The following is a 25,347-nucleotide window of genomic DNA, read 5'->3' on the forward strand; positions in this document are numbered from 1 at the left end:
AAGTACCGGGAGCGAAACGTGATCGAACGTGGCTTCGGCTGGGTTAAGGAACTACGGCGCATCGCCACCCGATACGATAAGCTCGCCAGTAGCTTTAGCGCCATGGTATGTCTGGCTTGCATAGACCGTTGCCTGCGTGCTGACTTTTCAGACAAAACCTAGGTCAGCCACTGATAACTCCTTGGTCGAAATCTATGGTGTTTTTTCCTGAATTCAGATAATAACTGCATAACGCCTTGGGGAAGCCGCCGGGACGGAGCGCAGCGTAGTACCGGTCGGCTTCACCCACTGGTTAAGTTTTGTCTGCGGCTGCCACAAACAGATCATAATACTTCTCAGCCTCTTCCTTTGGGCCCAACGCAAAATCTATAAGCATTTGGAGACTCCAGACGGGCCCAGGAATCACCTTATCCAGATCTAGATCGTCTGGATAGGATTCCGGATCTATTGCCATTTCAAAATGCTCGAACCACCACATTTCGATCTTTCGTAACAGCGCCACCATTTCGTCGAATGCTTCCGGAACGTCGAAATCTACCCCACTGGACGCAAAAGAAAGCATTTCGTGTGTCAGCGTGTTGCGGCACTTTTTAACGTGTTCAAACTTCCCCATGTCCTCATCATTGATGGCATCCATGTCCTGCAGCCACCTCAATGACGCATAGACGGGACTTCTATTCAGGGAAAGGACTTTTTCTTTGTATTCTGGGCTGATAATCGGTCCATTTTGATCAAACCCGTTCGTAAAGAAACCTTCGATCTTTTCTACAATGCTGCTCTTCAGCATTTCGAAAGCCATCGAGAATATTGATGCTGTGATGATGTTGGTTTTGAGGGTTTCTGGGTGAAGGGTTCGTTCCCAGGATGCTCGTATTGTCTCATCCATGACCGATCCCGATGTAAACTTAACTGTTCAGCATTTCTTCGCTGTGCGGAGCATGGCGTATAAATGCCTGTTGGACTAAGCCGACCATCAGGTTGCTACACAGCTTCTATAGGGTATTGTATTGGCCAGTGTTCGGCCTGTGACGGCAGATCGCGCGCAGACGGATCTGTTGTGACGCATTCGGGCAGTGATATTGGCCATGATTCCAGTACCTTCCGGGCCCAGTTTGCCCCAACGTAGCGCGCTTGCCGGTCAAAATCCATCATCGGGACGAGCACCGCCGCGACCCGCAAGCGGGCCGGATCGCCGAGTCCATTGTGGGGGTAGGACGTTAGTTCATGCTCGATAGCGTTGCTCCCTGTGGCTGGGGGGGCGGCTACGTTTGGGTCGCAGGGGTATGAGGGTCCCGATCACTCTCAGTGTCGGTTGCCCGCAGTGTCGGCAAGTGTAGGTTGGCTCCGAGTCATTGGCGGCAGTATCGGCCTCCGGTGTCGTCTCGACCGCCAGCGCCCGGCGGATCTCTGCCAGACGTCGTCGTCGGCAGCGATTGGCCAAAAAGCCATAGTGACGAACTCGCATCAGTCCCTTGGGCAGAACGTGGAGCAGGAAGCGGCGCACGAATTCCTCGCCAGCGAGGACGAGCTGTTTACGCCGGTCACGGTCGCGGTAGTCCTTGTAGCGTAGGGTCACCTGATGGTCGTCCACGGCGAGGATACGGGCATTGCTGATGGCGATCTGGCGCGTGTAACGCGCCAGGTAGCGCACCACCGTGTCGGTGTGTTCGAGACAGTCCTTGCTGTAGACCACCCACTCGGTGGCCATCAGCGTGTTGAGCTGGTCATCGACGTCACCCGGCCGGGTAACCCGGTGGAGTTCGCCTGAAGTGGCGGCCTCGCGCAGAGCGCTCACCAGGTTCCCGCGAAAGTGGCGCGACAGGGCCCGGACCGGAAACAGGTAGTGGCTGCGCGCCTCGCGCCAGATGCCGTCGTCGCCCAGCGCACCGCCGGGAACCAGACAGTGCAGGTGCACATGCTGGCTCAAGTTCTGGCCCCAGGTGTGAAGCACAGCGCTCATGCCCATCTCACCGCCGAGACGCTTGGGGTGAGGAGGACAAAGTTTCAGGCACGCTACCGCCACCTACCCTGCACGATGCAATGACAATCCGGCCATCTTCCCGCGGTAGTCCCTGGCGTATCTTGATTGTGTCGTTATCACGGCGATCTCGGTCACCTTCTATTCGAGCCTAATCAACCGGGCATATAAGTGCAAAGCGGGGATGGGCGGGATGCAGGCCGTCCTCGCCCATTAGGTCATTCCAGTAATGTGCTATGGCTATACCTTGACCGAGTATTTGAGGTCTCGCGCCTCGTCGCCCGTCATGCCGCGGAAGCCCCAGCAGTGTGGTGGTTGCTCCTTGATCGTCACTTCCACATCCACGGGGGCGAGACCTACCTCAGCCTCCAGACGCTGAAAGATCGTCTTGATCAGGGCTTTCTGGGTCTCCGCCGAGCGTCCCTGCATCATATTGATCTCGATGGCTGTATAGGCCGGCGTTCGGCCACCCGGGTAGTAGAAGTCCTCGGCGTCCATCGGAATGAAGCGAAGCGCCCTCTTGTCTTCCGGCATTCCCAGTACCGACTGCATGCAGCCATGGATAACATCGGAGAGCTGGGCCTTGATGGGATTCAGATGTTCCTTGATGCCATAGATGACTATCACGATGTCTCCTGTTCGGTATAACGCTGCCTTCGGCGGGAAAGATGCCCGGCGGTCGTATCACATTATGTTTTCGCCAACGCCTCGAGCACCCGTGCCACGGCTTCGGCACCGGGGTCGACGATGCCTTCCAGCGCGCTCTCCGGCACATAGGCCGAACGCCCCGCCTTGGCCGTAGTCAGCGAGGCGGTGGCTTGCGCACCGGTGCGCGCCGTCTGTGCGGCTTGCGCCAGTGTATTGCCGTGTTGCAGCGACTCGATCGCCGGCATCAGGGCATCGAGCATGGTGCGATCCCCGGGTCGAGCTCCGCCGTATTCCTGTACCTTCCTGACACCCGCCGCCAGCGCGTCCCCTGGATTGTCACCGCGCCCCAGTGCACCGCCTGCCGCCGTGAACAGGATTGAGAGCAGTACGCCGCTGGAGCCGCCCATGTCTCGAGCCAATAGCTGGCCGATACCCGTGAACAGCGGCGACAGGGAGGTCGTGTCCAGGCGCTGAGCATCGAGTGCCTTGGCGATGCTGTCGGCGCCACTCTGCATGCTGGCCCCGGCATCGCCGTCACCACTCTTGGCATCCAGGGCGTCCAGTTCCTCGCGCGACTCGCGCAATGTCTCGATCACCCGCCACAGCACCGCTGATGTCTCGCTATTCTGCGGAGCATCGTCAGCCAGAGCGTCGTGACCCTGGGCCGTGTTGGGTGTGAAGGTAGGCGCCTGGCGCACGCCATGAACGCCCGGCCAGGCAGGAGCGTTCGTTGGTGCCGTGAGGGCATCCAGCAATTCGGGCGTGCCGGGCACCAAGGTGACAGAAAAACCGTGCATGTCGAGCGAGGTCATCAGCGGCGCGGGGCCGATCAAATGACTGACCCGATCCTCGCCCAGCTGGCGTAACAGGCCCTCGGCCAGCACGCCCATCTCCTGGGACGAGCAACTGCCCAGGTTGTTGAGCATGGCCACCCAGGCGGTGTCGGATGACGAACCAGGGGCAGACACAGGCGACACTGCCTGGAGCAACGGCTCCAGCACCAGGCGCATCGCGTCATCCGCACTTTGAGGGTCGACCGCACGGGTGCCGGGTTCGTTATGAATGCCCAGCCCCAGTTCGGGGGAACGCGTTGATGCCGGCCGACCAGGCTGTGCGGCGGGTTTGATCGCCATGCCCAGTGAGCCCATCCGCTCGCAGAGTGCCCGGGTGCGCTGTTGAATCTCGGCCAGCGACGCGCCCTGGCTTGCCAAATAGCCGGCCAGCTTGTGTACCAGCAGTGTGCCGGCAATACCGCGTGGCTGCGGTGCTTCGGCGATGGCGACATCGTCGGCGACGATCACCATTTCGACATTGAGCCCTTCGCCGCGGGCACATTCGGCCGCCAGGCCGAAATTCAGCCGATCGCCGGTGTAATTCTTGACCACCAGCAAGCAACCAGCATCGCCACAGACTTCACGGATGGCCGCCAGAACCGGTTCGACGCTGGGCGAGGCAAACAGATTGCCGGAAATGACCCCGGTCAGCATGCCATCGCCGATAAAGCCGGCATGGGCGGGCTCATGGCCGGCACCGCCACCGGATAGCACGGCCACCTGACGGCTGCCCTCTCGCTGCCTGTCCCAATCGCCCCTGACCAGAATCCGCAGACCGCTTTCCGGCTCGGCAATGCGCAGGTCCGCGGTAGCGGCCGCTACATGAAGAATATCGTCGACGACACGCTCGGGCGCGTTATAAAAGCGTTCCATAGGTTCTCCGCGGGACCACAAGGACGAACGACGTTAAAGCCCACAGTTTACGCATGATTAAACTCGATATCCCATGACAATCTCGGCATGACCGGTGTTTTCATCGACCTGCTCGCCAAACGAAACAAAGCCATGATTCTCATAGAACCTGACGCTTGGCGCATTGTCTCTGTAGACCGTCAGGCGCAGCCCCTCTCTTCTGCCCTTAGCATCATCCAGCAACGTTGTTCCGATCCCTTGTCCCTGCAGGTCGGGATCCACGAAGATGGCCGCCAGGGTGTCCTCGAACAGGCTATAGAACCCGACGACTCGATCATTGCGTTCATAGACGAATGTCTCCGAAGCGGGGATATACCTGTCGCGCATTTCACCGACTTTCGACTGCCAGAATGCTGGATCGACAAACCCATGGGCCTTAATTGATGCTGAAAGCCAGATGTCCAGGACTTGATCGATATCCGCTTCCCGATACGCGCGAATCATATCGCTGCCTTACTCCTGAAGCTCAAGATACTGTCATTTTATTGCTGCAAGCAGTCACTAGCTTGGGCGGCGCGCCCACCGCCGAGTCGGGTAAGGCCGTGGGGGGCGGCGATGCGGAAGAAGCGTTCCACGACCTCGGCCTGGGTGGGCGCGGTCATCAGCGAGACGATGACGAACACCGGCAGGTTGAGCATCAGGCCCCAGAAGCCGGCGTGGATGCCCAGCGGGTGCTTCCACAGGGTGGTGAAGGCCACGGTCACCATGAAGCCGGCGACGATGCCCGCCAGCACGCCCAGTTTGGAGGCGCGCGGCCACAGGAACATGCCGATGAAGGCCGGCATCACCTGGGTGGCAAAGCCCAGCCCGACCAGCAGGATCATCACCAGGCTGCCCGGCTCGGCGATGGCCAGCGGGGCGATCACCAGGGCCATCAGCGGCAGGATCATCCAGCGCGCCAGCTTCCCGGTGAAGGCGTCGGAGAGGCCAAACAGCGGCTGCAGCACGTCCCGGCTCCAGGAGAGCGCCACCGAGTGGATGAAGGGTTCGCTGGAGGACATCGAGGCGGCCAGGGTGCCGGCGCCGAGCAACCCGACCAGCACGACCGGCAGGTGCTGCATGGCGTACTCCAGCACCACGGTGTCGGCGCGGGCCAGGTCGGGCAGTGCGAAGATGCCGATGAAGCCCACCACCACCATCGGCAGGATCACCACGTAGTAGGTCGGCAGCCAGGTGGCGCTGCGCCGAATGGTCCGCGCCGAGGAGGCGCTCATCCATTGGGTCCACACCGGCGGCATGAAGGAGAACATCGAGACGATGACGGAAGTCGTCCAGAAGCTGAAGCTCATGTCACCGCCGGCGCCAGGCAGGGTCAGGAACTCGCCGTGCTCGGCCTGGAGCCGCGTGAACAGCGCGCCGACATCGAGCCCGCCGGTGGCGCTGTGCAATGCCCAGAGCCCCACGGCCCAGGCCACCACCAGCATCAGCACGCCCTGAAAGGCGTTGGTCCGGCCGATGGCCCGCTGGCCGCTGACGAACAGGTAGACGGCGATGCAGGCCAGCACCAGCGGCACGCCCAGCCATATCGGAATCGCCCCGCCGCTCATCACGTTGAGGATGTAGGCGGAGCCGATGGTCTGCAGCACAGCGTAGGCGATCGAGCCGATCGACATCACCAGCGATGCCAGGGCGCCCAGCAGCGGGCTCTGGTAGCGGTCGGCGATGGCGCTGGCCTGGGTCACGTGGCCGAAGCGTTCGCCGAATTGCCACACCTTGGGGCCGACGTACCAGGCTACCAGTGCCAGGTAGGCGAGATAGACGGCCACGTAGAACACCGGCACGCCCTTCGAGTAGGCCCAGCCCGGCGCGCCCATGAAGGTGTAGGCGCTGACGCTGCCGGCGGCGATCAGCAGGTAGAGCGTTACCGGGCCCATGCTGCGCCCGGCCACGCCCCATTCTTCGAGGCTGTTCATGCGCCGCCCGCCCCGGGCACGCAGGCCGATGAACATGGCGATGGCGACATAGGTCAGGGTGATGAGCAGCGGCCAGGGGCTAGTCATGGTGGTCCTCCTTGCGCTCGAGGACACGATTGGCGATCAGCATGACGGCGAAGCAGGCGAAGATCACCACATAGCTCCACACCACCAGCAGCGGCAAACCCAGCACCAGCACCGCGCGGTTCACCCAACCGATGACCGGCCAGATGCCGGCCGCCACCACGGCGACGAAGGCGATCAGCAGCGCCCAGCCGGCGCGACTGGTGGGCAGGACGACGAGACGAGACATGATGCGTATCTCCCACGATGACGAGACAGTTGACCGAGAAGCTTACTGCGCGACGGGCGGTGTCGGCCAACGCGGTTCGAGCGCCAGTCGCGTCTCCAGAACCTTGGCCAGCTTGAGCACGCGATGGTCGGCAAAGCGCGGACCGATCAACTGCACGCCGAGCGGCATGCCGTCACGGGAGAACCCGCCGTTGAGCGATAGCGCCGGCTGCTCGCCCATGTTCCACGGCACCGTGTAGGCGATGTGTTCGAAGGGTTGCTGCGGGTCATCGGTGGGCGAGACCCAGTCGGCGGAAAAGGCGACGTTGGGCGTGGTGGGCGATATCACGGCGTCGACATCGTCGAACACGGCTTCCGTCGCGCGCCGCATGGCCAGGGTCTGCTCGAAGCCGCGCACCGCCTCGACGCCGCCGATCCGCCCGCCGTCGTCGGCCCAGGCGAGGATCGCCGGCAGCACGCGCTCGCGCTGTTCGGGCGTCAGCTCCTCCAGGGCGCTCCACTGGCGAGTACGCCAGAAGCGGTCCAGGCCATCGAGCATCTCGCGGGTCAGCACCGGCGCCAGCGGCACCAGGGTGGCGCCGGCGGCCTCAAGTCGCGCGGCGGAAGCCTCCACGGCGGCGGCGATCTCGTCGTCCAGCGGCAGGCCGCAGCCGGCGTCCAGCATCACGCCGATGCGCCACCCCGAGACGTCGCACGCGAGGTCCGTCCAGTCGATCGATTCCGGCGGCAGGCGCGTGGCGTCGCGGCGGTCGGTGCGCGCCAGGGTCGTCATCATCAGGGCGGCGTCGTCCACGCTGCGGGTCATGGGGCCGGCACAACGCCCCACATAGTAGGGGTCGATGGGAATGCGCCCCTGTGTCGGCTTGAACCCCACCACACCGCACCAGGCGGCGGGCAGGCGCACCGAGCCGCCGATGTCGGTGCCCACGTGCAAGGGGCCATAGCCGGCCGCCGCCGCGGCCCCTGCCCCGGCGCTCGAGCCGCCGGGATTGCAGTCGAGTCGCCAGGGGTTGCGGGTTGTACCATGGAAGGAGGAACGCCCCGAGGAGAGCATGCCGAAATCCGGGCAGGTCGTCTTGGCCAGCAGCAGTGCCGCGTCTTCGGCCAGCCGGGCCGCCGGCGGTGCATCCTCGGTGGCCGGTGTCTGTGGGCCCAGGCCCGTGCCATTCGGCACCGGCATGCCACGCGTCGCGATCAGTTCCTTGAGGGTGACCGGCACGCCATCCAGCGGGCCGCTGGGCTCACCGCGCGTCCAGCGTTCACTCGAGGCCCGCGCCGCGTCCAGGAAGGTCTCTGCCCGGTAGCCGTAGAGGGCATTGAGGCGGCCTTCCCAGCGGTCGATGTGCTGGACCAGGGCCTCGGCGACATCCAGCGGTGACAGCGCCTTGCGGCGATAGGCATCCAGCAGTTGGGTGGCGGTCATCAGGTGGAGTTCTGACATCGTTCACTCTTGGCGTTGTTGTCGATGCCTTCAGCTTGGTGCCGCGCGGTGTCTACCGCCATTACAATCCTGATGCCGGGGTGTCCACTTTTTGTGTGCACCTCTCAGATGTTCGGTCCCTGCCCCTCTGCGTCACCCTCTCCCATGGTCTGCAGTGCCGAGGCCAGCAGTCCCTGGCAAGCCTCGGTGGCGAAGCTCCGCTGGCGATGCCGATGCAGGCACAGGTCCAGCCGGGTGTGTTCGAGCTCGCCCCGAGCCAGGGGCACGCTGACCAGCTGGCCGTCCCGGCACTCCCGGGCCACCGCCATGGGCGGCAGGATCAACAGCCCGGTGCCCGCCATGGCCAGTGCCTTCTGGGTTTCCAGAGAGGCCGTATGAAAGCTGGGGTTCAGTGTCACGCCCTGGCGTCGTGCCGCCTCGTCGAGTGCCTGCCGCACGCCGTAATGCTCGTCGGGCAGCGCCAGGGGATGGTCGGCCAGTTCGGCCAACCGCAGCGCGGCTCTGTCCGCCAGCGGATGGCCGGGCGCCATCACCGCGTGGTGCTCCAGGCGACTGCTGGCGAACGGCTGGATGTCGTCGTGGCGCGGCATGAAGAAGGTCAGGCCGATGTCGGCATCGCCACTGCGCAGCGCCTCGACCACCTGGCCGGCGCTGGCGATCTGGATATCGAACTGCAACTGCGGGTGACGTTGGCTGAGTTCCCCGAGCACCGGCACGAGCAGCCCGGAGACCACGCCTTCGGCCACTCGCAGGCTGACCTTGCCGGTACGCAGGCCCTTGAGGTCGCTGATGTGCTCCTGCACCCGCTCGAGATCGCGCAGGGTGCGGCGCGCCTGCACCGCCAGCAGTTCTCCCGCGGCGGTGAGCCGGATGCCGCCGGGCCCACGCTCGATCAGGGGCGCCCCGAGCTGGTGCTCCAGCAGGTCGATCTGACGGCTGATGGCCGTCGGGGCGATATGCAGTCGGGCCGCCGCCTCGCGCAGCGAGTGGCTGCGAGCCACGGTGTCGAAGTAGCGCAGGGCTCGCCAGTGCATGGTTCAGGCCGGAGACGGAAGGTCGCGCTGCATGATGGTTACCGCCTCGCCGCGATATTCACGCTCCTCGACGTCCTGCCAGCCCAGCCGCCGGTAGAGCGCCTGTTGATCCGGCGTATAGAGGTAGAAGCGCTCGACGCCGTGGTCCCGGGCTTCCTCCTCGACCCGGCGCACCAGCCGTGAGGCGATGCCGCGGCCGCGCCACTCGGGCAATACGTAGACCGAGGCCAACCAGGGCGTCAGCTCGCGACGGTCGCTCATGTCGTCGACGACCAGGCTCGCCGTGCCCACCGGCCGCTCACCGTCCATGGCGGCGAATACCGAGGGCACACCGGCCAGGCCGCAGTCGCCGCGAAAGTGCCCGACGGCGGCGGCGAGATCGCGGCCGGAATGCAGATGCCCCCATTCGGCATGGATCCAGCCAGCCAGGGTGGCGACATGAGACGAGTTAGCGTGGATGCGGACGAGAGGCAGGCCTGAACCCATGGCGAAAAAATCCTGTCAGCGATGCGTGGCGATGCCAAGGTCCGACGCGAGCCGGCTCGGCGAAGCGCCCCAGTATCCCTGTTATCGCCAACGCTCGCCAGAGGGGAGCCCGGCCGGACGTGAGGACTGAACGCGTGCCCCGGCTCCGCTCCCTGCCGTCGCGCTATTGCAGACGCAGCCGCATGCTGCGGAAGCGACGACGGTACTGGCTGGGCGTCAGGCCGACCCGACGACCGAACAGCCGGCGGAAGAAGCTCGGGTCGGCGTAACCCACCTCTTCGGCCACCTCGTCGATGGGCGCATCGCCGCTTTCCAGCGCCTGCTTGGCTTCCTCCAGGCGCAGGGTGTGAACGTAGTCCATCGGCGTCATGCCCGTGGCGGCCTTGAAGCGCCGCTTGAAGGAGCGCTCCGTCAGGCCGCTGACTGCCACCATGCCGGCCACCGGCGAGGGTGTGTCGTAGTGCTCGGCCACCCACACCTGGCAGTTGGCGATACAGGCATCCTCTACCTGGCGCGAGCTGCTCAGGGCGGCATAGGGCTGCTGTCCCTCCAGGTGCCAGCCGATCAGATTGAGTCGCGCCAGGTGCATGGCCTCGTCCACGCCCACCAGCCGTGCGACCAGGAACAGTGCCAGGTCCTGCCAGGTGGTGCCGCCACCGGCCATGATCAGCCGTTGCCCCTCGCCGCTGATCACCAGGGTGCGATGGGCATGCACCCTTACCCTGGGGAAGCGCTGTGCCAACACCTCGCAGTAGGCCCAGTGGGTGGTGGCGTCCTGATCGTCGAGCAGCCCCGCCTCGGCGAACAGCATGGCGCCAGTGCAGGCCGCTGCCATCAGCGCTCCCGCCTCCTGACAGGCACGCAACCAGGCCATCTCGGACGCGTAGCTCGCCAGGCTGGCACCGGGGGCGATCATCAGATCCGGTACGCACACCGCCAGCGGCGCGGGGCAATCGGCCAGGGCGACATCCGGTGCGATCCAGGCGCCATTGGCGGTGCGAAAACCGCGGCCATCCCGCGAGACGATCAACGGCCTGAGCAGCGGCTCGCCCGGCCGCCCATGCATCAGGAGCTCCCAGTCACGGCCCGCCGAGCCGAAGATGTCGTACATACCGAAGAGCGTCGAGGCCGTCGCGTCGGGACCGGCCAGCAGCGCGATGACCGCCTTGTCTCGGATCTCGGGCTCAGCCATGGCAGAAATCCCTCGTTTGCGGCGCGATGCGCCTGAGTATCGACGAGCTCCCGGTCGTATCGTGGACCCTGGCCTCATCCCCAACGCTCATCGCCGATACAACAACGACCGGAGGACCCTGATCATGTGCGATATCCCCATCCCCACCGAGTCGACGACCGACGACTTCGAAACCCGGCTGGTCCAGGCCCTCAATCACGGCGGCCTGTTGCTGCTGACCTCGATCGGTTATCGCACCGGGCTGCTGGAGGCCCTGGCCGGGCAATCGCCGCTCACCAGCCAGGCCCTGGCCGAGCGCAGCGGCCTCCAGGAGCGCTATGTGCGCGAGTGGCTCGGCGGCATGGTGGCGGCCGAGGTGGTCGAGACCGACCCCGGCACCGCCCGCTACTGGCTGCCGGACGAACGCGCCGCGCTGCTTACCGACCGGGGCGAGGCGAACCTGGCCGTCTATGCCCAGTTCATGCCCTTGTTGGGTAGCGTAGAGGACGACGTGGTGCGCTGCTTCCACGAAGGTGGCGGCGTGCCCTATGATCGCTACCCCCGCTTTCAGGAGGTGATGGCCAGCGACAGTGGCCAGACGGTGCTGCCGGCGCTGTTCGACGCCATCCTGCCGCTCGCGCCGGGGCTCACCGATCGCCTGGAGGCCGGCATCCGGGTGCTGGACTGTGCCTGCGGACGCGGCCGGGCTCTGCTGGCCATGGCCGAGCGCTTCCCCGCCAGCCGCTTCACGGGCTACGACCTCTCCGAAGAGGCCATCGCCTGGGCGCGCGAGCAGGCCGGTCGGGCCGGACTGACCAACCTGACCTTCGAGGTACGCGACCTCAGCGACTTCGACGACACTGCCGAGCCCGGCGCCTTCGAACTGGTCACCACCTTCGACGGCATCCACGACCAGGCCCGGCCACGCCGCCTGCTTGCGGGAATCCATCGCAGCCTGACCGACGACGGCATCTACCTGGTGCAGGACATCCACGCTTCGAGCCACCACCACCAGGATCGCGAGCACCCGCTGGGAGCCATCCTCTATGCAGTATCGCTCAGCCACTGCATGACCGTCTCGCTGGCCCAGGGCGGCGAGGGGCTGGGTACCATGTGGGGACGCGAGCGGGCCCTGGCCTACCTGGAGGAGGCCGGCTTCCGCGACATCCACGTCCACCAGCTGGAGCACGACATCCAGAACGACTACTTCGTCTGCCGGCCATGAGCGCGAGGCCCGGCGGCATCTTCAGGGCACCGGGCCCGACACGTCCTCATTCACCGGGCCCGAGACCGCCCTCAGCCGCCGTCCGCGGCACGCTCCAGGTCGGCGATGATGAACTTTTCCATCTGCATCATCGCCTCCATGGCGCGCCGGGCGCGCGCGGGATCGGGGTCGCGCATCAGTTCGTGCATGCGCACGGGTACCACCTGCCAGCGCAGTCCCCAGCGATCCTCAAGCCAACCGCACTGGATGGGGCGGCCGCCCTTGCTCAGGGCGTTCCAGTAGTAATCCACCTCGGCCTGGTCGGCGCAGTCGATGTGCAGCGAAATCGCCTCGGTAAAGGGCACGCCGGGCCCGCCGTTCATGCCAAGATAGCGCGCGCCGTCGAGGACGAACTCGACAAGCAGCACCTCGCCGGCCGGCACGTTCGGCGTGTCGGTCGGCGCCTTCACCACCCGCTCGATGCGGGAGTCGGGAAATACCGAGACATAGAAGCGAGCCGCTTCTTCGGCCTGACCGTCGAACCACAGGAAGGGCGTGATACGGTGCATGACAAAACTCCTCCTGGCAGGGACCTATTCGTCGAAAATGACCTCGAACCCCCCATAGAGTAGACGCTTACCGTCGAACGGCATGGGATTGACGTCGGGCTGCAGGCGCGGGTCTTCCATGAGCTTTGGCATGGCCTGTTCGCGCGCTTCACGCGAAGGCCAGAGGAACCAGCCGAAGACGACGGTCTCCTCCGGCTGACACTTCACGGCCATGGGAAAGGAGGTGACCTCACCGTCCGGCACGTCATCGCCCCAGCATTCCACCAGCTTGAGGGCACCGTATTCCTTGAAGACCGCCGCGCAGGCGCGAACATGCTGCAGGTATTGCTCGCGATTGGCGGTGGGCACGGCGGCCACGAATCCATCGACATATGTCATCTTGTGCTCCTCCATCCAGCATTGAAGTGACTCGCGACGGCATGACATTGCCGTCGTTTCCTTCATGAGTCGTTTCGGGAGCGAGCAAATCGACATGGTTCGCTGAAGCGATATACATCATCGGGGGTACTGCCCCGCCATCATCCCTCGGCTAGACTGTCGTTTTTCGGTCATCAGGCGAACGCTTCATGTCATCCGCTCTCGAGCAACGTGCTCTCAAGGTTTCCATCGTCATGACCCTGCTGGTCTCCTGCCTGGGGGTCAGCTTCGGTCTGCTGGCGGGGTCTCGGTCGATTCTCTTCGATGGGGTCTTCTCGACCATCGACGCGGCCATGTCGGCCCTGGCGCTGGTTGTCACGCGGTTGATCGCCCGGGAGGTCAGCCAGCGTTTCCAGCATGGTTACTGGCACCTGGAGCCACTGGTGGCGGCGCTCAACGGTGCCATCCTGCTGTTGCTGTGTTTCTATGCCTTCCTCAATGCCGTCCAGGGACTGATGACCGGCGGCCATGACCTGGCCTTCGGCCTGGCGAGCGTCTATGCCGTGGTGGTGGCCATCGTCTGCTTCACCATGGCCGCCTACCAGCGCCGTCTCAATCGTCGCGTCGGTTCGGAGTTCGTGCGCATCGACATGCATAGCTGGCTGATGGCGGCGCTGATCACCAGTGCCCTGCTGGTGGCCTTCGTCGTCGCCCTGATCCTGCAGCGCACGCCCTACTCGCACCTCACGCCCTATGTCGATTCGCTGTTGCTGACCGTCCTGACGGTGGCCTTCATGCCGGTACCCATCGGCATCGTGCGTCGGGCCATGAAGGAGGTGTTCCTGATGGCGCCGAGCGCCATTGACCGCGAGGTACATGCCGCCATGGCGCCGGTGATGCAGCGCGAAGGCCTGCTCGAGTACAGCAGCCACGTGGCCAAGAGCGGTCGGGGCCATTTCATCGAGATCCACCTCGTCACCACGCCCGAGTTCGCCGCCGAGCGCGGCGTGGCCGAGCTCGACGAGGTCCGCGAGGCGATCGCCAGCGGGTTGAGCATCCCCGTCGAACATCGCTGGTTTACCGTGGCGTTCACCGCGGATCCCCGTTGGCTCTGAGGAACATCACCGCGCAGGCACCTGTCGCAGGTCATGAAGGCCATGCCATGGAACAGGAGCCAAGATGCCGACTTTCCATAACGATGCCACCCTGCCAACGCCCACCTTTCCCGGCAGCCATGTGGTGCTGGATGATGGCTATGTGTATCTATCCGGCATGACGGCAGCGGATATCCAGGGCAGCGAGGCGATACTCGGTGATGTGAGCGAGGAGACCCGCTGGATCATGCGCCGCGTGCAGCACCTGCTCGATTCGGTGGACTGCACGCTCGCCGATGTGGTGCGCGCCGATGTCCATCTCACCGACCTCGAGAAGATTCACGAGCTGGATGCGGCCTATGCCGACTTCTTCGAGTCGCCGCATTATCCCGCCCGCACCTGCACCCAGTCACCGGCCCTGCTGGACGACGCCCACGTCGAGATCACCCTGGTGGCACGCCGTGCGGACAATGACGGGCTCGCCGTCAACCGAGGATGAAGAATACACAGGCCGCAGTGAGCGCGCCCATGGTGCCGTTGAAGACCCGCCATGCGCGCGGCCCCTTGAGCCAGCGGCCGATGGCCATGCCGAAGCCTGCCCAGAGGGCGATGCAGGGCAGCCCCACCAGTTCGGCGAAGCCGGCCAACAGCAGGGCATTGACGACGGTATTGCCCCCTTCCGGCAGGAAGCTCGCCATCAGCGTCAGCCCCATGACCCAGGCCTTGGGGTTGGCGAACTGAAAGGCCGCCGCCTGCCAGAAACCGAGGGGACGCCCCTCGACATTGCCGAACTCGGGCGGCGGCGCGGTGGCGATCTTCCAGGCCAGGTACAGCAGATAGAGGCTGCCGATCACCCGTAGTGCCGTCTGCACCAGCGGATAACGCTCGAAGACGATACCCAGCCCCAGGGCAATCGCCGCAAAGAGCACGAAGCACCCTCCGAGGATACCCAGCAGATGCGGCATGGTGCGCCGAAAGCCATAGTTGGCGCCGGAGGCGGTCAACATCACATTGTTGGGGCCGGGCGTGATGGTCATCGAGATCATGAACAGGGTCACGGGCCCCAGATATGCCAGCGAGCTCATAAAATTGCACCCATACAATATTGGACAAACGGGCTTTCATTCCCCGTTTCATTGAGCATAATGGGGACAAAATTGGCGTCAAAGGTTTTATTGTCACCATGACAATCTGGACACCCCGGCTAACCGAAGGCGGCCCCCGCTACCGCCGCATCGCCGATGCCATGGCCGATGCCATCACCCGGGGCGAACTGGCGCCGGGAGAGCGTTTGCCGCCCCAGCGTCGCCTCGCCGACACGCTCGGCGTGACCATCGGCACCATCACCCGCGCCTATGCCGAGGCACAGCGCCAGGGCTGGGTCGAATCGCGGGTTGGTAGCGGCACCTATGTACGGCACAAGGACGCCGAGTCGACGGCGACGTTCCGCGCGACGCGCCCGCAGGCGAGCGGCGTCATCGACATGGGCATGAGCCTGCCGCCGCCTCACCCCCAGCGTGCCCAGGGGCTGCAGCGCGCGCTCGAAGGCATCACCGCCACTCCCGAGGCCCTGCAGGCGGCCACCGAATATCAGCATGAGGCTGGCAACGAGGCCCAGCGCGCTCGCATTGCCGCCTGGCAGGGCCGCCTTGGCCTGCCCGACGATCCCACTCGCCTGCTGGTGACCCAGGGCGGCCAGCACGGTATCCATCTAGTGGTACGCACCCTGGCCCAACCGGGCGACCTGGTGGCCGCCGACACCCTCACCTACCCGGGTTTCATCTGCGCCGCCCAGCAGGCTCACCTGCGTCCGTTGGCCGTGCCGATGGATGCCAATGGCCTGGATGTGGAGGCCCTGGCCCGGTTGTGCGCACGCCAACCGCCGCGCCTGCTCTATAGCACCCCGGATCTCAACAACCCTACCGGCGCGCATCTCACGGAGGACCGCCGCGAACGCCTGGTGGCCCTGGCCCGCGAGCACGATTTCTGGCTCATCGAGGACGCCGTTCAGTACCTCCCCGAGAGCGAGCGCGGCACGCCGCTGATCGAACTGGCACCGGAACGCACCCTGCACATTTTCAGCACCTCCAAGGTACTGGCCGGCGGATTGCGTATCGGTAGCCTGACGGTCCCGGATCAATTGCAGGAACGCTTGTGTTCCGCCTTGCGCTCTCAGAGCTGGATGGTACCGCCGTTGATGGTCGAGGCGGCCTGTCGCTGGATGGAAGATGCCGGCAGCCTGGAACTACTTCGCTGGCAAGTCGACGAACTCGCCGCCCGCCGTCGCCTGGCACTTGATCGCCTGGCGGCTTACGGGCCGTCGAGCCGCGAGGGCTCATCGCTGGTCTGGTTGCCCTTACCGGTCGGACTACGCAGCAGCCAGGCCCAGGAGATGCTCTCGCAACGCGGGGTCCACATCGCCACCCCGGAGCCCTTCTGCATGGGGAGTGAACCGGCTCCCCAGGCGCTGCGCCTCTGCCTGGGGCCACCGGCGACCCGGGAAGAGCTCGACCGGGGCCTGGAGATCGTCCTGGAGACACTGTCGGAGCCGCCCCGCTCACCCTGGCACACCATGTGACGCAAAGGGCCGGCTCACCCTGATTCAACGGCGTCCGATCGACACCTGCCCAGCGCTGGAACGCCGTCATGACAACGCTCCAGCGCGCAACGCGATGCGCCCGAGGCGTGAACTCGCCGCGCGTGTATCGATCGAGCCAGCTCCCCCATTGTCGAGATTGCCCCGGTATATGGGCTAGGCTTGAGAATCATGCGGTTGGACAGCCCCGACTCCCGGATGGAGCGACATGACCTGTCCCACCGCGACTCATCGCATCGGGCGGTACAACGCCATACGCACAGGGACGAATCGACGTGGCAGGCGAGCCGGAAACAACGCGGGCAAACGACCCCGAGCACCCGACCCAGGGCGCTCGGGGCATGGTGCGTTTTCTGGGTCTGGTGGTACTGGGTGCGTTGATCGGCGGCCTGGCGGCACTCTCTGCCGTGGGCTTTGTGAGTGCGGTGCTCTGGCTCAACGATGTGCTGCTGATCTCGCCGCGTGGGCGCATGATGTTCGCCCACCCCGAGGCGCTCGCCATCGCCACCGTGCTGGTGCCCACCCTCGGCGGCCTGGTCGTGGGACAATTGCACCGCGCCATCCGCGAGCGTCGCCCCCACACGCCCGCCGACGTGATCGCCGCCGTGCAGACGCGTCGCGGTCGCCTTCCGGCCCGAGCCGGCGTCCTCTCGGCACTGTCCGGCCTGGTATCGCTCGGCGCCGGGGCTTCCGTGGGTCAGTACGGCCCCCTGGTACACCTGGGCGCCAGCCTGGGCTCGATAGGCGCGAAGCTGCTCAGGCTGGGGCGCTCCGACGATAACGTGGCCATTGCCTGCGGGGTAGCGGCGGCCATCGCCACGGCCTTTCATGCCCCCCTGGCCGGCATCGTCTTCGCCCATGAAGTGGTGCTGCGCCACTATGCCCTGCGGGCCTTCGCACCGGTGGCCGCCGCCGCCATCGTCGGTCATGTCATCGCCACCAACGTGCTGTCGAGCGGCACGCTCTTCCACGTGACCGATACCGCCGTGCCGCGGCCCTGGGAGTTCGCGGCCTTCATCGTCATCGGCGGTCTCGGTGCCCTGGTGGCCGGCGCCTACATGCATGCGATCCTCGCCGTCGGCCGCTGGGCCGGCCGCCTGCCCGTGGTGCCCTCGTTGCGCCCCGCCCTGGCCGGTGCGGCCCTAGGCCTCGTCGCCCTCTGGGTGCCGGACATCCTCGGCATGGGCCAGGAGACCCTGCGCTTCGCCACCATCGAGGGAGCCTTCGGCGGCCTCGAACTGATCATCGTCATGGTGCTCAAGCTCGCCGCCACGGCGCTGTGCATCGGCATGGGCTTCGGCGGCGGCGTGTTCAGCCCGGCGCTGGTAATCGGCACCCTGTTCGGTGCCCTGTGCGGCACCCTGATCGGCGATGCCGGCCTGGCCGGCGATACCTTCGTCTTCTATGCCGTGTGCGGCATGGTCGCGGTGACCGCACCGGTGATCGGCGCTCCCCTGACCAGCCTGCTGATCGTCTTCGAACTCACCGGCAGCTATGTATTGACCACCGCCGCCCTGGCCAGCGTGACCCTGGCCAGCCCCATCGCGGCCCAGCTCTTCGGCCGCTCGCTGTTCGATATCCAGCTTGCCCGGCGCGGCCTGGATCTTTCGGCCGGTCGCGGCCGAGCCCTGCTGCAGAATGCCAGGCTCAAGCATCTGCTGAGCCAGGACTGCGTGACCCTGAATCCGCACGACAGCGTGGACGATGCCGTGACGGCCCTGGGCAACGGCGGCCATGGCGAGGCTTACCTGGTCGATGACAAGGGGCGTTATCGAAGCAGCGTGACGCTGGCCGACCTCGAGGTGATGCGCGGTCGCAACCAGGGGCAACGCCAGGTACGCGACTGCCCGCGTACCCCACGCCCGGTGCTGGGACCGGAAGCCTCGGTGTGGGATGCCATGCATCAGCTCCAGGATGTCACCGGCGAGGCGATCGCCGTGGTCGACGACAAGGCCGGCGACGCCTTCCTCGGCGTGGTCTACGAGGCGAGTATCGCCCGCGCCTACCTGCAGTACAGCGAAGAACTGCGACGGGAGGAACATGGCACGGGTTGATCACATCATGCGCCGCGCCTGCGCCGGTGCCCTGCTCGGCTTGACGATCATGCTGGCCCCCTCGACCCACGGCGATGAGGCGACAGCGGAACCGCTGACCGTGCTCAGCTGGGGCGGCGCCTATGAGCGTGCCCAGCAGCGCGCCCTGTTCGATCCCTTCACCGAGGCCACAGGCATTCCGGTGGAGGTTCAACAGTACGACGGCGGCATCGTCGAGCTGCGCCAGGCCGTGGCCGAAGGCGACGTGACCTGGGATTTGATCGACATGACCCGCAGCCAGGCCAAGGCCGCCTGCGCGGAGAACCTGCTCGAGCCGCTATCTCCCGAGCTGCTCGCTCCCGCGCCGGACGGCACTCCCGCCGCACGCGACTTCGTCGATGGTGCCCTGAACCGCTGCTCCATCACCCACTCGGTCTTCGCCACCGTCGTCGCCTATCGTCGCGATGCCTTCCCGGGCCGGCGGCCCACCGAGATCGCCGACCTCTTCGACCAGGAACGCTTCCCCGGTCCCCGCGCCCTGCAACGCACGCCCGCGGTCAACCTGGAGTGGGCACTGCTCTCCTACGGCGTGCCCCGGGAGGAAATCTATCGGCTGCTCAGCACACGCCGCGGACTGTCGCTCGCCTTCAAGCGAATCGACAGCCTCGAGAACCTGCATTGGTGGGAGGCCGGGGACGCCCCGGTGCGTCTGCTCGCCGAGGGGGAGGTGGTGATGGCCTCGGGCTACAACGGGCGCTTCTTCGACGCCATGATCAACCGTGACCTGCCCATCGAGATTCTCTGGGACGGACAGGTCCAGGAGCACGAAACCTGGGCCCTGCCCCGCGGTGCCGCTCATCCGGATGCCGCCCGCGAATTCATCCGCTTCGCCACCTCCAGCGAACGCCAGGCCGCCCTGGCCCGGCTCATCCCCTACGGTCCCTCGCGTCGCTCGGCGACCCTGCAGGTCACCACCCACCCCGACAGCGGCGTCGACATGCGCCTGCACATCCCCACCCATCCGCTGAATGCCGAACGCGCCATCACCAAGGATGACGACTGGTACGCCCGCAGCCATACCCGTATCAACGACTACTTCCGGGATGCCCTGCTCGATGAGCGCGAGAATAGCGATTCCCCGTGATCGGCCGGTTTCCGACATGACCCCGCGATATCCCATGCCCCTCTGACGGCCTGCCGCAAGTCCGCGGGACGGCCATCGCTTACCGAACTCCGATGATCCTCTCCGCCGGCCAGACGATGGCCGTCTTGATCCATCATGGCGACGATGCTATTTTGAACTTGCATTTCAATTTTATAGAACCACCGATTCCGGAGAACGCATGGAGATTCGTCAGGCGATCCACAGCGAACATGCCAAGACCCTCGACACCCAGGGACTTCGTGACCAGTTCCTGATTGAAGAGTTGTTCGTCGACAATCAGCTCAAGCTGGTATACAGCCACATCGATCGCATCATCATCGGAGGCGCCCAACCGGTTGGGGAAGCCGTGACCATCCCCGCATCTCTTGGCCAGCAGACCGGAACCGATTTCTTCCTCGAGCGCCGCGAGCTCGGCACCATCAACATTGGCGGCCCGGGAACCGTGGTCGTAGATGGCACGCGTCATGAGGTCAGCACCCACGAAGGTCTCTATATCGGCAAGGGTAGCCGTGATGTCCAGTTCGAAAGCCAGAACGCCGATAGCCCGGCCGCTTTCTACATGACTTGCGCGCCTGCTCACCAGGCATATCCGACTCGCAAGGTGACCCTCGAGGATGCATCGCCCCAGACTCTGGGCGACACAGCCAACAGCAATCGCCGAACCATCTACAAGTACCTGGTGCCGGATGTGCTCCCCACCTGCCAGCTTCTGATGGGGATGACCCGCCTCGAGGAAGGCAGCCTGTGGAACACCATGCCCTGTCATACTCATGAGCGACGCATGGAGGCCTATTTCTACTTTGACATGGCCGACGACAGCCTGGTCTTCCACATGATGGGGGAGCCCCAGGAGACCCGGCACCTGGTCGTGCGCAACCGCCAGGCGGTTCTGTCTCCAAGCTGGTCGCTGCATTCCGGCGTAGGCACCGGCAGCTACACCTTCATCTGGGCCATGGTCGGCGAGAACCAGACCTTCCCCGACATGGACCACGTTGCCATGTCGGAACTGCGCTGAGCTGAAAGGAGGTCTCCATGAGTCAGATGAGCCAGCTTTTCGATTTGAGCGGCAAGACCGCCATCGTCACCGGCAGCAACACCGGCCTGGGCCAGGGCATGGCGCTGGGCCTGGCCGGTGCAGGATGCAACATCGTGGCCGTCAACCGTCGCCCACCTGAAGAGACCCGACGACACGTCGAGGCGATGGGCGTGGCATTCTTGTCCGTGGAAGCCGACCTGGCCGACACGACGCCGATCGACGACATCCTCGCCCAGACCGAGGAACATTTCGGCGGTGCCGATATCCTGGTCAACAATGCCGGCATCATCCGCCGCGCGGATGCTCTGACGTTCACCGAACAAGACTGGGACGACGTCATGGACGTCAACATCAAGAACCTGTTCTTCCTTTCCCAGGCCTTCGCCCGGACCTGCATCGAAGGACAGCGGCGAGGCAAGATCATCAATATCGCCTCGATGCTGTCCTTCCAGGGGGGCATCAGGGTCCCTTCCTATACGGCTTCGAAGAGCGGCGTCCTGGGGGTGACCCGATTGATGGCAAACGAATGGGCCTCTCACGGCATCAACACCAATGCCATCGCTCCCGGCTATATGGCCACCAACAATACAGAAGCATTGCGCAACGACCCCGAGCGCAGTCGCGAGATCCTTGGCCGGATACCCGCCGGACGCTGGGGAGCTCCCGAAGACCTCGCCGGAGCCGCGGTATTTCTAGCCTCGGACGCGTCGAACTACGTCAACGGGCATACTCTTGCAGTAGATGGAGGGTGGCTGGCCAGATAGCGCCCCATCCGATAGACCGGACGCAGCCTGTCGGCTGCGTCCGGCCGAGAGCGCGTTCATCAGACAGCCAGGGAGCGGTCTTCGAAGGCATACTCGTGGCACCCCTGCCCCTCGGAAATGCGCTTGCCGGCCTCATGCAACAAGCGCACGTATTCGGCTCGTTTCTTTGTGTCATAGCGCACCACGGGGAATGACAGGCTCAAGGCGGCCACCGCATGGCCGAAACGGTCGAACACCGGAACCGACAGGCACCGCACACCAAGCTCGGCTTCTTCCCGATCCTCCGCCACACCCTCTTTTCTGATTTCGGGCAATTCGCCCATGACCGCTTCCACGCTGGTCAGGGTGTGTTCGGTATGGGGTTCGAAATCCACGGACTCGAGCACTTCCCTTGCCCGCTCCTGCTCCATCCAGGCCAGAAGCGTCTTCCCCATCGCCGTTGAATACACCGGGTTTCGACGACCGATACGCGACTGCATGCACAGATTGTACTGAGAACTGTACTTGTGGATGTACATGATCTGCCGGGGATCATCATCCAGAACCCCCAGATGGATCGCCTCGTGGGTCTCCTCGGAGAGCTTGCGCATTTCCACGTCGGCCAGGCGCGTCAAATCGACATGCTGCAGAGCAGAAGACCCCAGCTCGAAGAGCTTCAGGGTCAATGCATACTTCTCCGACTCTTCTTCCTGACTGACATAGCCCAGCTCTTTCATCGTCTGCAGGAAGCGATAGGCGGTGCTTTTCGATGTGACAGCACGCTGGGAAAGCTCGGACAGGCCAATTTCCCTTTGCTCGGCCAACCCTTCGAGAATCCCGAACACCTTCATGACGGCGGCTACATTGTCGGGTTTTTGCGACGCTGCCATAGCCCCACCCCTCGTTTCACAAAAATTGGAATCATGGTCTGAATTTAACGCAAAACGCTTCCCATCGCTACCTGTCTCGTGTCATCGACCCGTCCAGGACGCCTATAGCACCGACCAAAGTATAAAAGAAACACCATTTCATTTTTATAGGAACATTGTTACTTTTTTAGTGGCCCAAGGGATTGAAACGTGGAAAGCGACATTTCCCGCCACGTGGACCCGGCAAGGACACCCCCCCTTTCGGCCCGATCAGGACAATTCACACAAAACCAACAATGGAGCTGACATGCGAGCCACATACCCGTCGAGATGGTTCATCGGTACCGCCACAGCCTGCATGACGATGTTTCTGGCAGGACCGTCTCTCGCTGCCGACGACATCCTGACGATGAAACTGGAACATACCACCAATAGTCATGCCCTGACGCTCCCCAAGGTGGCGGTCACCCGTGTCTTTGATGACACCTCCTCCCTGACACTTGAAAAATCCTGGTACTGGCAGGAAGGTGTACATGAAAGTGGCTGGCCAAAACACGACGAAGGCTTCGTCAACTACGCCTTTCCTTCCTATAATCTGGGCGCAGATAACCGGTGGTCATTGACACCGCAGCTGGGTGCAAAGTTCCGCTCGAATCTAACGCGTGCCCTGGCTGCCATCAAAGTAGGTTATCAAGGCGATGGCTGGAGTCTTTCCGGACGTTACCGCTACGAACAGGAAACGACTCATGAAACAGCTAAAGAAGGCACGGCGGGCAGGATAGACCTGTATGCCAGTTATGATATCAACGATGACTGGATGCTCCTTTACAACCCTCATTACCACTTCAAGCATGAAGATGATTCACCCGATTTTGGCACCGGGGATCGTGACTATCTCGAACAGGAATTTCTTGTATTCCATACGCTCGATGCCAAAAACACGCTTTTCGGGGGCTATATTCGCCGGGACAAGAATAGCGACCAAGCGTCGATGGATCCTGGGCAGCGCAACAGCTCCTGGCTGATTGGCTATCAGCACAAATTCTAGTCACCCTGGGCATGGGAATGTTTTTCCCATGCCACAATCGACTTCAACCAGAGAGCAAAATGACCTACAAAACCTGACAGTGGCATGAAAAGTTAAAGCCCAGGAGAGGAAGCATGCAAAAAGTACGAACCGCAATTGATCGAAGCCTCCAGACTGTTTGTTGCTTTCTGTTCATGGTGATGGTGGTAACTGCCAGCTGGCAGGTCATCAGTCGTTATGTTCTCAACAGCCCCAGCACAATCTCGGAAGCCTTTCTTCGCTGTTCCTTGATATGGCTGTCGATGCTCGCTATCGCCTATGTTGCGGGGCGTCGAGAGCACGTAAGCTTGACACTGTTTACCGACAGGCTGACCGGAACATGGAAAGTTGCATCTAATCTTTTGACAGAAATCCTGTTCATTGTCTTTGCAGCCTTTGTGATGATACATGGTGGATTTCAAGCAGCATCCAACACGATGTCCCAGATATATCCCATGCTCAACATCCCGAAAGGCTTGATTTACCTTTCACTCCCCGTTTCCGGATCTATCATCGTTGTTTACTGCCTTCTTAACTGCTTGAAAATATACAAAAATTCACAGATTTCCAGGAGTCAGTAACCATGATGGTGGATGCAGGTCTCGTTCTCATCTTGTCTTTCATTGGGCTCCTCATCATTGGGGTACCAATTGGAATTTGTATCGCAGCTTCTTCGGCAATAACGATACTTCTTGAGTTACCAGCAGATATTGCCATTTTCACAACGGCACAGAAAATGGCATCGAGTCTGGATAGTTTTACTCTGCTGGCTGTGCCCTTCTTCATTCTCTCCGGTGTTCTCATGAACAATGGAGGAATTGCCCTTCGTCTGGTAAATTTTGCCAAGCTCTTCAGTGCAGGCATTCCTGGGTCATTGGCGCACACCAACATTGTAGGCAATATGATGTTTGGGGCGATTTCAGGATCCGCGATTGCCGCATCAACCTCTATCGGGGGCGTCATGGTCCCCATGAGTGAAAAGGAAGGTTATAGCCGACCATTCTCTGCATCCGCCAATATCGCCTCGGCACCTACGGGCATGCTGATTCCTCCGACAACCTCCTTTATTCTCTATGCACTGGCCAGCGGCGGTACCTCAATTTCAGCCCTATTTGCCGGTGGCCTCGTAGCGGGTTGTCTATGGGGTGCCGGTTGCATCCTGGTTGCCCTGGTCATCGCAAAGTATCGGAACTACACGGTGAGGCTGGACCTGCGTGAAAATTCGATCAAGACTGTCGTCCTTCAGGCGCTCCCCAGCCTTCTGCTCATTGCCATCATCATTGGCGGTATCGTATTTGGTATCTTCACGGCTGTTGAGGCATCTGCCATTGCCGTCATTTACACGATATTCTTGACCGTCGTCGTCTACCGGACCATTGGTCTACGCGCTTTCATCGACTCATTGATCAAGGCCACCGAGACGACCGGCGTTATCATGTTCCTCCTTGCAGCCTCTTCAGCCATGTCATTCGCCATGTCCATCACGGGGTTGCCCACAGCGATCAGCTCCGCCATTCTCGGTTTTTCCGACAACCCTGCTGCCATATTGTTGATCATCACCGCTTTACTGCTGGTTATCGGGTGCTTCATGGATATTGGCCCGGCCATCTTGATCTTCACTCCGATTCTTCTACCCATCACATCTGCAATTAATATCGATCCGATACATTTCGGGATCATCATGGTATTCAATCTTTGTATTGGAACGATTACGCCACCTGTTGGAACTGGGCTGTTCATTGGTGCCGGCATCGCCAAGGAGAAAGTCGAGAATCTGCTTATCCCTCTCCTGCCCTTTTACCTGGTCATCCTTGCAGTCCTGCTACTCATCACCTTCATACCGGAAATCACGCTATTCCTTCCCATGATGATGGGCCTCTAATTTAA

The 25,347-nt window shown here is 63.0% G+C and carries 27 protein-coding genes; 12 read left to right on the top strand and 15 right to left on the bottom strand.

What is annotated here, in order from left to right:
- Window positions 1-162, top strand: a 162-nt coding sequence (locus tag LU493_RS13455; protein ID WP_275288381.1) for a transposase, incomplete at its 5' end; no start/stop codon positions are given.
- Window positions 163-292: 130 nt separating this feature from the next.
- Here the strand turns inward: LU493_RS13455 and LU493_RS13460 are convergent.
- The 11 genes from LU493_RS13460 to LU493_RS13510 all read right to left on the bottom strand — a co-directional run bounded on the left by LU493_RS13460 (window position 293) and on the right by LU493_RS13510 (window position 10,749).
- A complete protein-coding gene (locus LU493_RS13460) occupies window positions 293-886 on the bottom strand; it encodes a hypothetical protein (RefSeq protein ID WP_275288301.1) in 594 nt (197 codons plus the stop codon).
- A gap of 336 nt (window positions 887-1,222) precedes the next feature.
- Window positions 1,223-2,023 (bottom strand): IS91 family transposase, encoded by an 801-nt coding sequence (locus LU493_RS13465; RefSeq protein WP_428994563.1) that lies wholly within the window; start codon window positions 2,021-2,023, stop codon window positions 1,223-1,225.
- A 195-nt stretch (window positions 2,024-2,218) separates the two neighbouring features.
- Window positions 2,219-2,605 (bottom strand): tautomerase family protein, encoded by a 387-nt coding sequence (locus LU493_RS13470; protein WP_275288303.1) that lies wholly within the window; start codon window positions 2,603-2,605, stop codon window positions 2,219-2,221.
- Between the two features lie 62 nt (window positions 2,606-2,667).
- The gene (locus LU493_RS13475) at window positions 2,668-4,332 is read right to left on the bottom strand and encodes a dihydroxyacetone kinase subunit DhaK (protein ID WP_275288304.1); all 1,665 of its coding nucleotides are present in this window, start codon (window positions 4,330-4,332) and stop codon (window positions 2,668-2,670) included.
- A gap of 57 nt (window positions 4,333-4,389) precedes the next feature.
- The gene (locus tag LU493_RS13480) at window positions 4,390-4,815 is read right to left on the bottom strand and encodes a GNAT family N-acetyltransferase (protein ID WP_275288305.1); all 426 of its coding nucleotides are present in this window, start codon (window positions 4,813-4,815) and stop codon (window positions 4,390-4,392) included.
- 38 nt (window positions 4,816-4,853) lie between these two features.
- On the bottom strand, window positions 4,854-6,371 hold the full coding sequence (locus tag LU493_RS13485; RefSeq protein WP_275288306.1) for a sodium:solute symporter family protein: 1,518 nt from the start codon (window positions 6,369-6,371) through the stop codon (window positions 4,854-4,856).
- A complete protein-coding gene (locus tag LU493_RS13490) occupies window positions 6,364-6,597 on the bottom strand; it encodes a hypothetical protein (protein WP_275288307.1) in 234 nt (77 codons plus the stop codon). The genes LU493_RS13485 and LU493_RS13490 overlap by 8 nt, the downstream gene beginning before the upstream one ends.
- Window positions 6,598-6,639: 42 nt before the next feature.
- Complete coding sequence (locus tag LU493_RS13495; RefSeq protein ID WP_275288308.1) at window positions 6,640-8,037, bottom strand: amidase; 1,398 nt, start codon at window positions 8,035-8,037, stop codon at window positions 6,640-6,642.
- A 104-nt stretch (window positions 8,038-8,141) separates the two neighbouring features.
- Entirely contained in the window at window positions 8,142-9,071 is a 930-nt protein-coding gene (locus tag LU493_RS13500; protein WP_275288309.1) for a LysR family transcriptional regulator, read from the bottom strand.
- A 3-nt stretch (window positions 9,072-9,074) separates the two neighbouring features.
- Window positions 9,075-9,557 carry a GNAT family N-acetyltransferase gene (locus LU493_RS13505; RefSeq protein WP_275288310.1) on the bottom strand — a complete coding sequence of 161 codons (483 nt, stop codon included), beginning with the start codon at window positions 9,555-9,557 and terminating at the stop codon, window positions 9,075-9,077.
- A 163-nt stretch (window positions 9,558-9,720) separates the two neighbouring features.
- Window positions 9,721-10,749, bottom strand: a complete 1,029-nt coding sequence (locus tag LU493_RS13510) for a GlxA family transcriptional regulator (RefSeq protein ID WP_275288311.1) — start codon at window positions 10,747-10,749, stop codon at window positions 9,721-9,723.
- Between the two features lie 124 nt (window positions 10,750-10,873).
- Between LU493_RS13510 and LU493_RS13515 the strand changes: the two genes are divergently transcribed.
- Window positions 10,874-11,953: a class I SAM-dependent methyltransferase gene (locus tag LU493_RS13515; RefSeq protein WP_275288312.1), complete on the top strand. Its 1,080-nt coding sequence runs from the start codon at window positions 10,874-10,876 to the stop codon at window positions 11,951-11,953.
- 71 nt (window positions 11,954-12,024) lie between these two features.
- On the opposite strand, the gene LU493_RS13520 is transcribed toward LU493_RS13515, so the two are convergent.
- Entirely contained in the window at window positions 12,025-12,501 is a 477-nt protein-coding gene (locus LU493_RS13520) for a VOC family protein (RefSeq protein ID WP_275288313.1), read from the bottom strand.
- Between the two features lie 24 nt (window positions 12,502-12,525).
- Complete coding sequence (locus tag LU493_RS13525; protein ID WP_275288314.1) at window positions 12,526-12,879, bottom strand: DUF1428 domain-containing protein; 354 nt, start codon at window positions 12,877-12,879, stop codon at window positions 12,526-12,528.
- A 188-nt stretch (window positions 12,880-13,067) separates the two neighbouring features.
- On the opposite strand from LU493_RS13525, the gene LU493_RS13530 reads away from it, so the two are divergent.
- Together LU493_RS13530 and LU493_RS13535 are read left to right on the top strand one after the other, a co-directional pair.
- Window positions 13,068-13,973: a cation diffusion facilitator family transporter gene (locus LU493_RS13530; RefSeq protein ID WP_275288315.1), complete on the top strand. Its 906-nt coding sequence runs from the start codon at window positions 13,068-13,070 to the stop codon at window positions 13,971-13,973.
- A 64-nt stretch (window positions 13,974-14,037) separates the two neighbouring features.
- Window positions 14,038-14,451 carry a RidA family protein gene (locus LU493_RS13535; RefSeq protein WP_275288316.1) on the top strand — a complete coding sequence of 138 codons (414 nt, stop codon included), beginning with the start codon at window positions 14,038-14,040 and terminating at the stop codon, window positions 14,449-14,451.
- On the opposite strand, the gene LU493_RS13540 is transcribed toward LU493_RS13535, so the two are convergent.
- Window positions 14,438-15,037, bottom strand: coding sequence for a LysE family translocator (locus LU493_RS13540; RefSeq protein WP_275288317.1), 600 nt, complete (start codon window positions 15,035-15,037; stop codon window positions 14,438-14,440). The genes LU493_RS13535 and LU493_RS13540 overlap by 14 nt on opposite strands.
- Before the next feature lie 98 nt (window positions 15,038-15,135).
- On the opposite strand from LU493_RS13540, the gene LU493_RS13545 reads away from it, so the two are divergent.
- The 5 genes from LU493_RS13545 to kduD all read left to right on the top strand — a co-directional run bounded on the left by LU493_RS13545 (window position 15,136) and on the right by kduD (window position 21,546).
- Window positions 15,136-16,530: a PLP-dependent aminotransferase family protein gene (locus LU493_RS13545; RefSeq protein WP_275288318.1), complete on the top strand. Its 1,395-nt coding sequence runs from the start codon at window positions 15,136-15,138 to the stop codon at window positions 16,528-16,530.
- 293 nt (window positions 16,531-16,823) lie between these two features.
- Window positions 16,824-18,602, top strand: a complete 1,779-nt coding sequence (locus tag LU493_RS13550; protein ID WP_275288319.1) for a chloride channel protein — start codon at window positions 16,824-16,826, stop codon at window positions 18,600-18,602.
- Window positions 18,589-19,725 carry an extracellular solute-binding protein gene (locus tag LU493_RS13555; protein WP_275288320.1) on the top strand — a complete coding sequence of 379 codons (1,137 nt, stop codon included), beginning with the start codon at window positions 18,589-18,591 and terminating at the stop codon, window positions 19,723-19,725. Before LU493_RS13550 ends, LU493_RS13555 begins: the two co-directional genes overlap by 14 nt.
- A 199-nt stretch (window positions 19,726-19,924) precedes the next feature.
- Entirely contained in the window at window positions 19,925-20,761 is an 837-nt protein-coding gene (gene kduI / locus LU493_RS13560; RefSeq protein ID WP_275288321.1) for a 5-dehydro-4-deoxy-D-glucuronate isomerase, read from the top strand.
- 26 nt (window positions 20,762-20,787) lie between these two features.
- On the top strand, window positions 20,788-21,546 hold the full coding sequence (gene kduD, locus LU493_RS13565) for a 2-dehydro-3-deoxy-D-gluconate 5-dehydrogenase KduD (RefSeq protein WP_275288382.1): 759 nt from the start codon (window positions 20,788-20,790) through the stop codon (window positions 21,544-21,546).
- A gap of 59 nt (window positions 21,547-21,605) precedes the next feature.
- On the opposite strand, the gene kdgR is transcribed toward kduD, so the two are convergent.
- The gene (gene kdgR, locus LU493_RS13570; RefSeq protein WP_275288322.1) at window positions 21,606-22,415 is read right to left on the bottom strand and encodes a DNA-binding transcriptional regulator KdgR; all 810 of its coding nucleotides are present in this window, start codon (window positions 22,413-22,415) and stop codon (window positions 21,606-21,608) included.
- Between the two features lie 286 nt (window positions 22,416-22,701).
- Here kdgR and LU493_RS13575 point away from each other — a divergent pair, with 286 nt between their 5' ends.
- The 3 genes from LU493_RS13575 to LU493_RS13585 all read left to right on the top strand — a co-directional run bounded on the left by LU493_RS13575 (window position 22,702) and on the right by LU493_RS13585 (window position 25,342).
- The gene (locus tag LU493_RS13575) at window positions 22,702-23,442 is read left to right on the top strand and encodes an oligogalacturonate-specific porin KdgM family protein (RefSeq protein WP_275288323.1); all 741 of its coding nucleotides are present in this window, start codon (window positions 22,702-22,704) and stop codon (window positions 23,440-23,442) included.
- Between the two features lie 113 nt (window positions 23,443-23,555).
- Window positions 23,556-24,041 (top strand): TRAP transporter small permease, encoded by a 486-nt coding sequence (locus tag LU493_RS13580; protein WP_275288324.1) that lies wholly within the window; start codon window positions 23,556-23,558, stop codon window positions 24,039-24,041.
- 2 nt (window positions 24,042-24,043) lie between these two features.
- Entirely contained in the window at window positions 24,044-25,342 is a 1,299-nt protein-coding gene (locus LU493_RS13585) for a TRAP transporter large permease (protein ID WP_275288325.1), read from the top strand.
- Window positions 25,343-25,347 lie beyond the last annotated feature (5 nt).

It is taken from the genome of Halomonas elongata (genome assembly GCF_029081005.1).
GTDB classification, from domain to species: domain Bacteria; phylum Pseudomonadota; class Gammaproteobacteria; order Pseudomonadales; family Halomonadaceae; genus Halomonas; species Halomonas elongata_B.

What these genes read in the sequence shown, in the direction of transcription:
- LU493_RS13460 (WP_275288301.1), bottom strand. Translation starts at nt 886, where the DNA reads ATGGATGAGACAATACGAGCATCCTGGGAACGAACCCTTCACCCAGAA.
- LU493_RS13475 (WP_275288304.1), bottom strand. Translation starts at nt 4,332, where the DNA reads ATGGAACGCTTTTATAACGCGCCCGAGCGTGTCGTCGACGATATTCTT.
- LU493_RS13480 (WP_275288305.1), bottom strand. Translation starts at nt 4,815, where the DNA reads ATGATTCGCGCGTATCGGGAAGCGGATATCGATCAAGTCCTGGACATC.
- LU493_RS13485 (WP_275288306.1), bottom strand. Translation starts at nt 6,371, where the DNA reads ATGACTAGCCCCTGGCCGCTGCTCATCACCCTGACCTATGTCGCCATC.
- LU493_RS13490 (WP_275288307.1), bottom strand. Translation starts at nt 6,597, where the DNA reads ATGTCTCGTCTCGTCGTCCTGCCCACCAGTCGCGCCGGCTGGGCGCTG.
- LU493_RS13495 (WP_275288308.1), bottom strand. Translation starts at nt 8,037, where the DNA reads ATGTCAGAACTCCACCTGATGACCGCCACCCAACTGCTGGATGCCTAT.
- LU493_RS13500 (WP_275288309.1), bottom strand. Translation starts at nt 9,071, where the DNA reads ATGCACTGGCGAGCCCTGCGCTACTTCGACACCGTGGCTCGCAGCCAC.
- LU493_RS13505 (WP_275288310.1), bottom strand. Translation starts at nt 9,557, where the DNA reads ATGGGTTCAGGCCTGCCTCTCGTCCGCATCCACGCTAACTCGTCTCAT.
- LU493_RS13510 (WP_275288311.1), bottom strand. Translation starts at nt 10,749, where the DNA reads ATGGCTGAGCCCGAGATCCGAGACAAGGCGGTCATCGCGCTGCTGGCC.
- LU493_RS13515 (WP_275288312.1), top strand. Translation starts at nt 10,874, where the DNA reads ATGTGCGATATCCCCATCCCCACCGAGTCGACGACCGACGACTTCGAA.
- LU493_RS13520 (WP_275288313.1), bottom strand. Translation starts at nt 12,501, where the DNA reads ATGCACCGTATCACGCCCTTCCTGTGGTTCGACGGTCAGGCCGAAGAA.
- LU493_RS13525 (WP_275288314.1), bottom strand. Translation starts at nt 12,879, where the DNA reads ATGACATATGTCGATGGATTCGTGGCCGCCGTGCCCACCGCCAATCGC.
- LU493_RS13530 (WP_275288315.1), top strand. Translation starts at nt 13,068, where the DNA reads ATGTCATCCGCTCTCGAGCAACGTGCTCTCAAGGTTTCCATCGTCATG.
- LU493_RS13535 (WP_275288316.1), top strand. Translation starts at nt 14,038, where the DNA reads ATGCCGACTTTCCATAACGATGCCACCCTGCCAACGCCCACCTTTCCC.
- LU493_RS13540 (WP_275288317.1), bottom strand. Translation starts at nt 15,037, where the DNA reads ATGAGCTCGCTGGCATATCTGGGGCCCGTGACCCTGTTCATGATCTCG.
- LU493_RS13545 (WP_275288318.1), top strand. Translation starts at nt 15,136, where the DNA reads ATGACAATCTGGACACCCCGGCTAACCGAAGGCGGCCCCCGCTACCGC.
- LU493_RS13555 (WP_275288320.1), top strand. Translation starts at nt 18,589, where the DNA reads ATGGCACGGGTTGATCACATCATGCGCCGCGCCTGCGCCGGTGCCCTG.
- kduI (WP_275288321.1), top strand. Translation starts at nt 19,925, where the DNA reads ATGGAGATTCGTCAGGCGATCCACAGCGAACATGCCAAGACCCTCGAC.
- kduD (WP_275288382.1), top strand. Translation starts at nt 20,788, where the DNA reads ATGAGCCAGCTTTTCGATTTGAGCGGCAAGACCGCCATCGTCACCGGC.
- kdgR (WP_275288322.1), bottom strand. Translation starts at nt 22,415, where the DNA reads ATGGCAGCGTCGCAAAAACCCGACAATGTAGCCGCCGTCATGAAGGTG.
- LU493_RS13575 (WP_275288323.1), top strand. Translation starts at nt 22,702, where the DNA reads ATGCGAGCCACATACCCGTCGAGATGGTTCATCGGTACCGCCACAGCC.
- LU493_RS13580 (WP_275288324.1), top strand. Translation starts at nt 23,556, where the DNA reads ATGCAAAAAGTACGAACCGCAATTGATCGAAGCCTCCAGACTGTTTGT.
- LU493_RS13585 (WP_275288325.1), top strand. Translation starts at nt 24,044, where the DNA reads ATGATGGTGGATGCAGGTCTCGTTCTCATCTTGTCTTTCATTGGGCTC.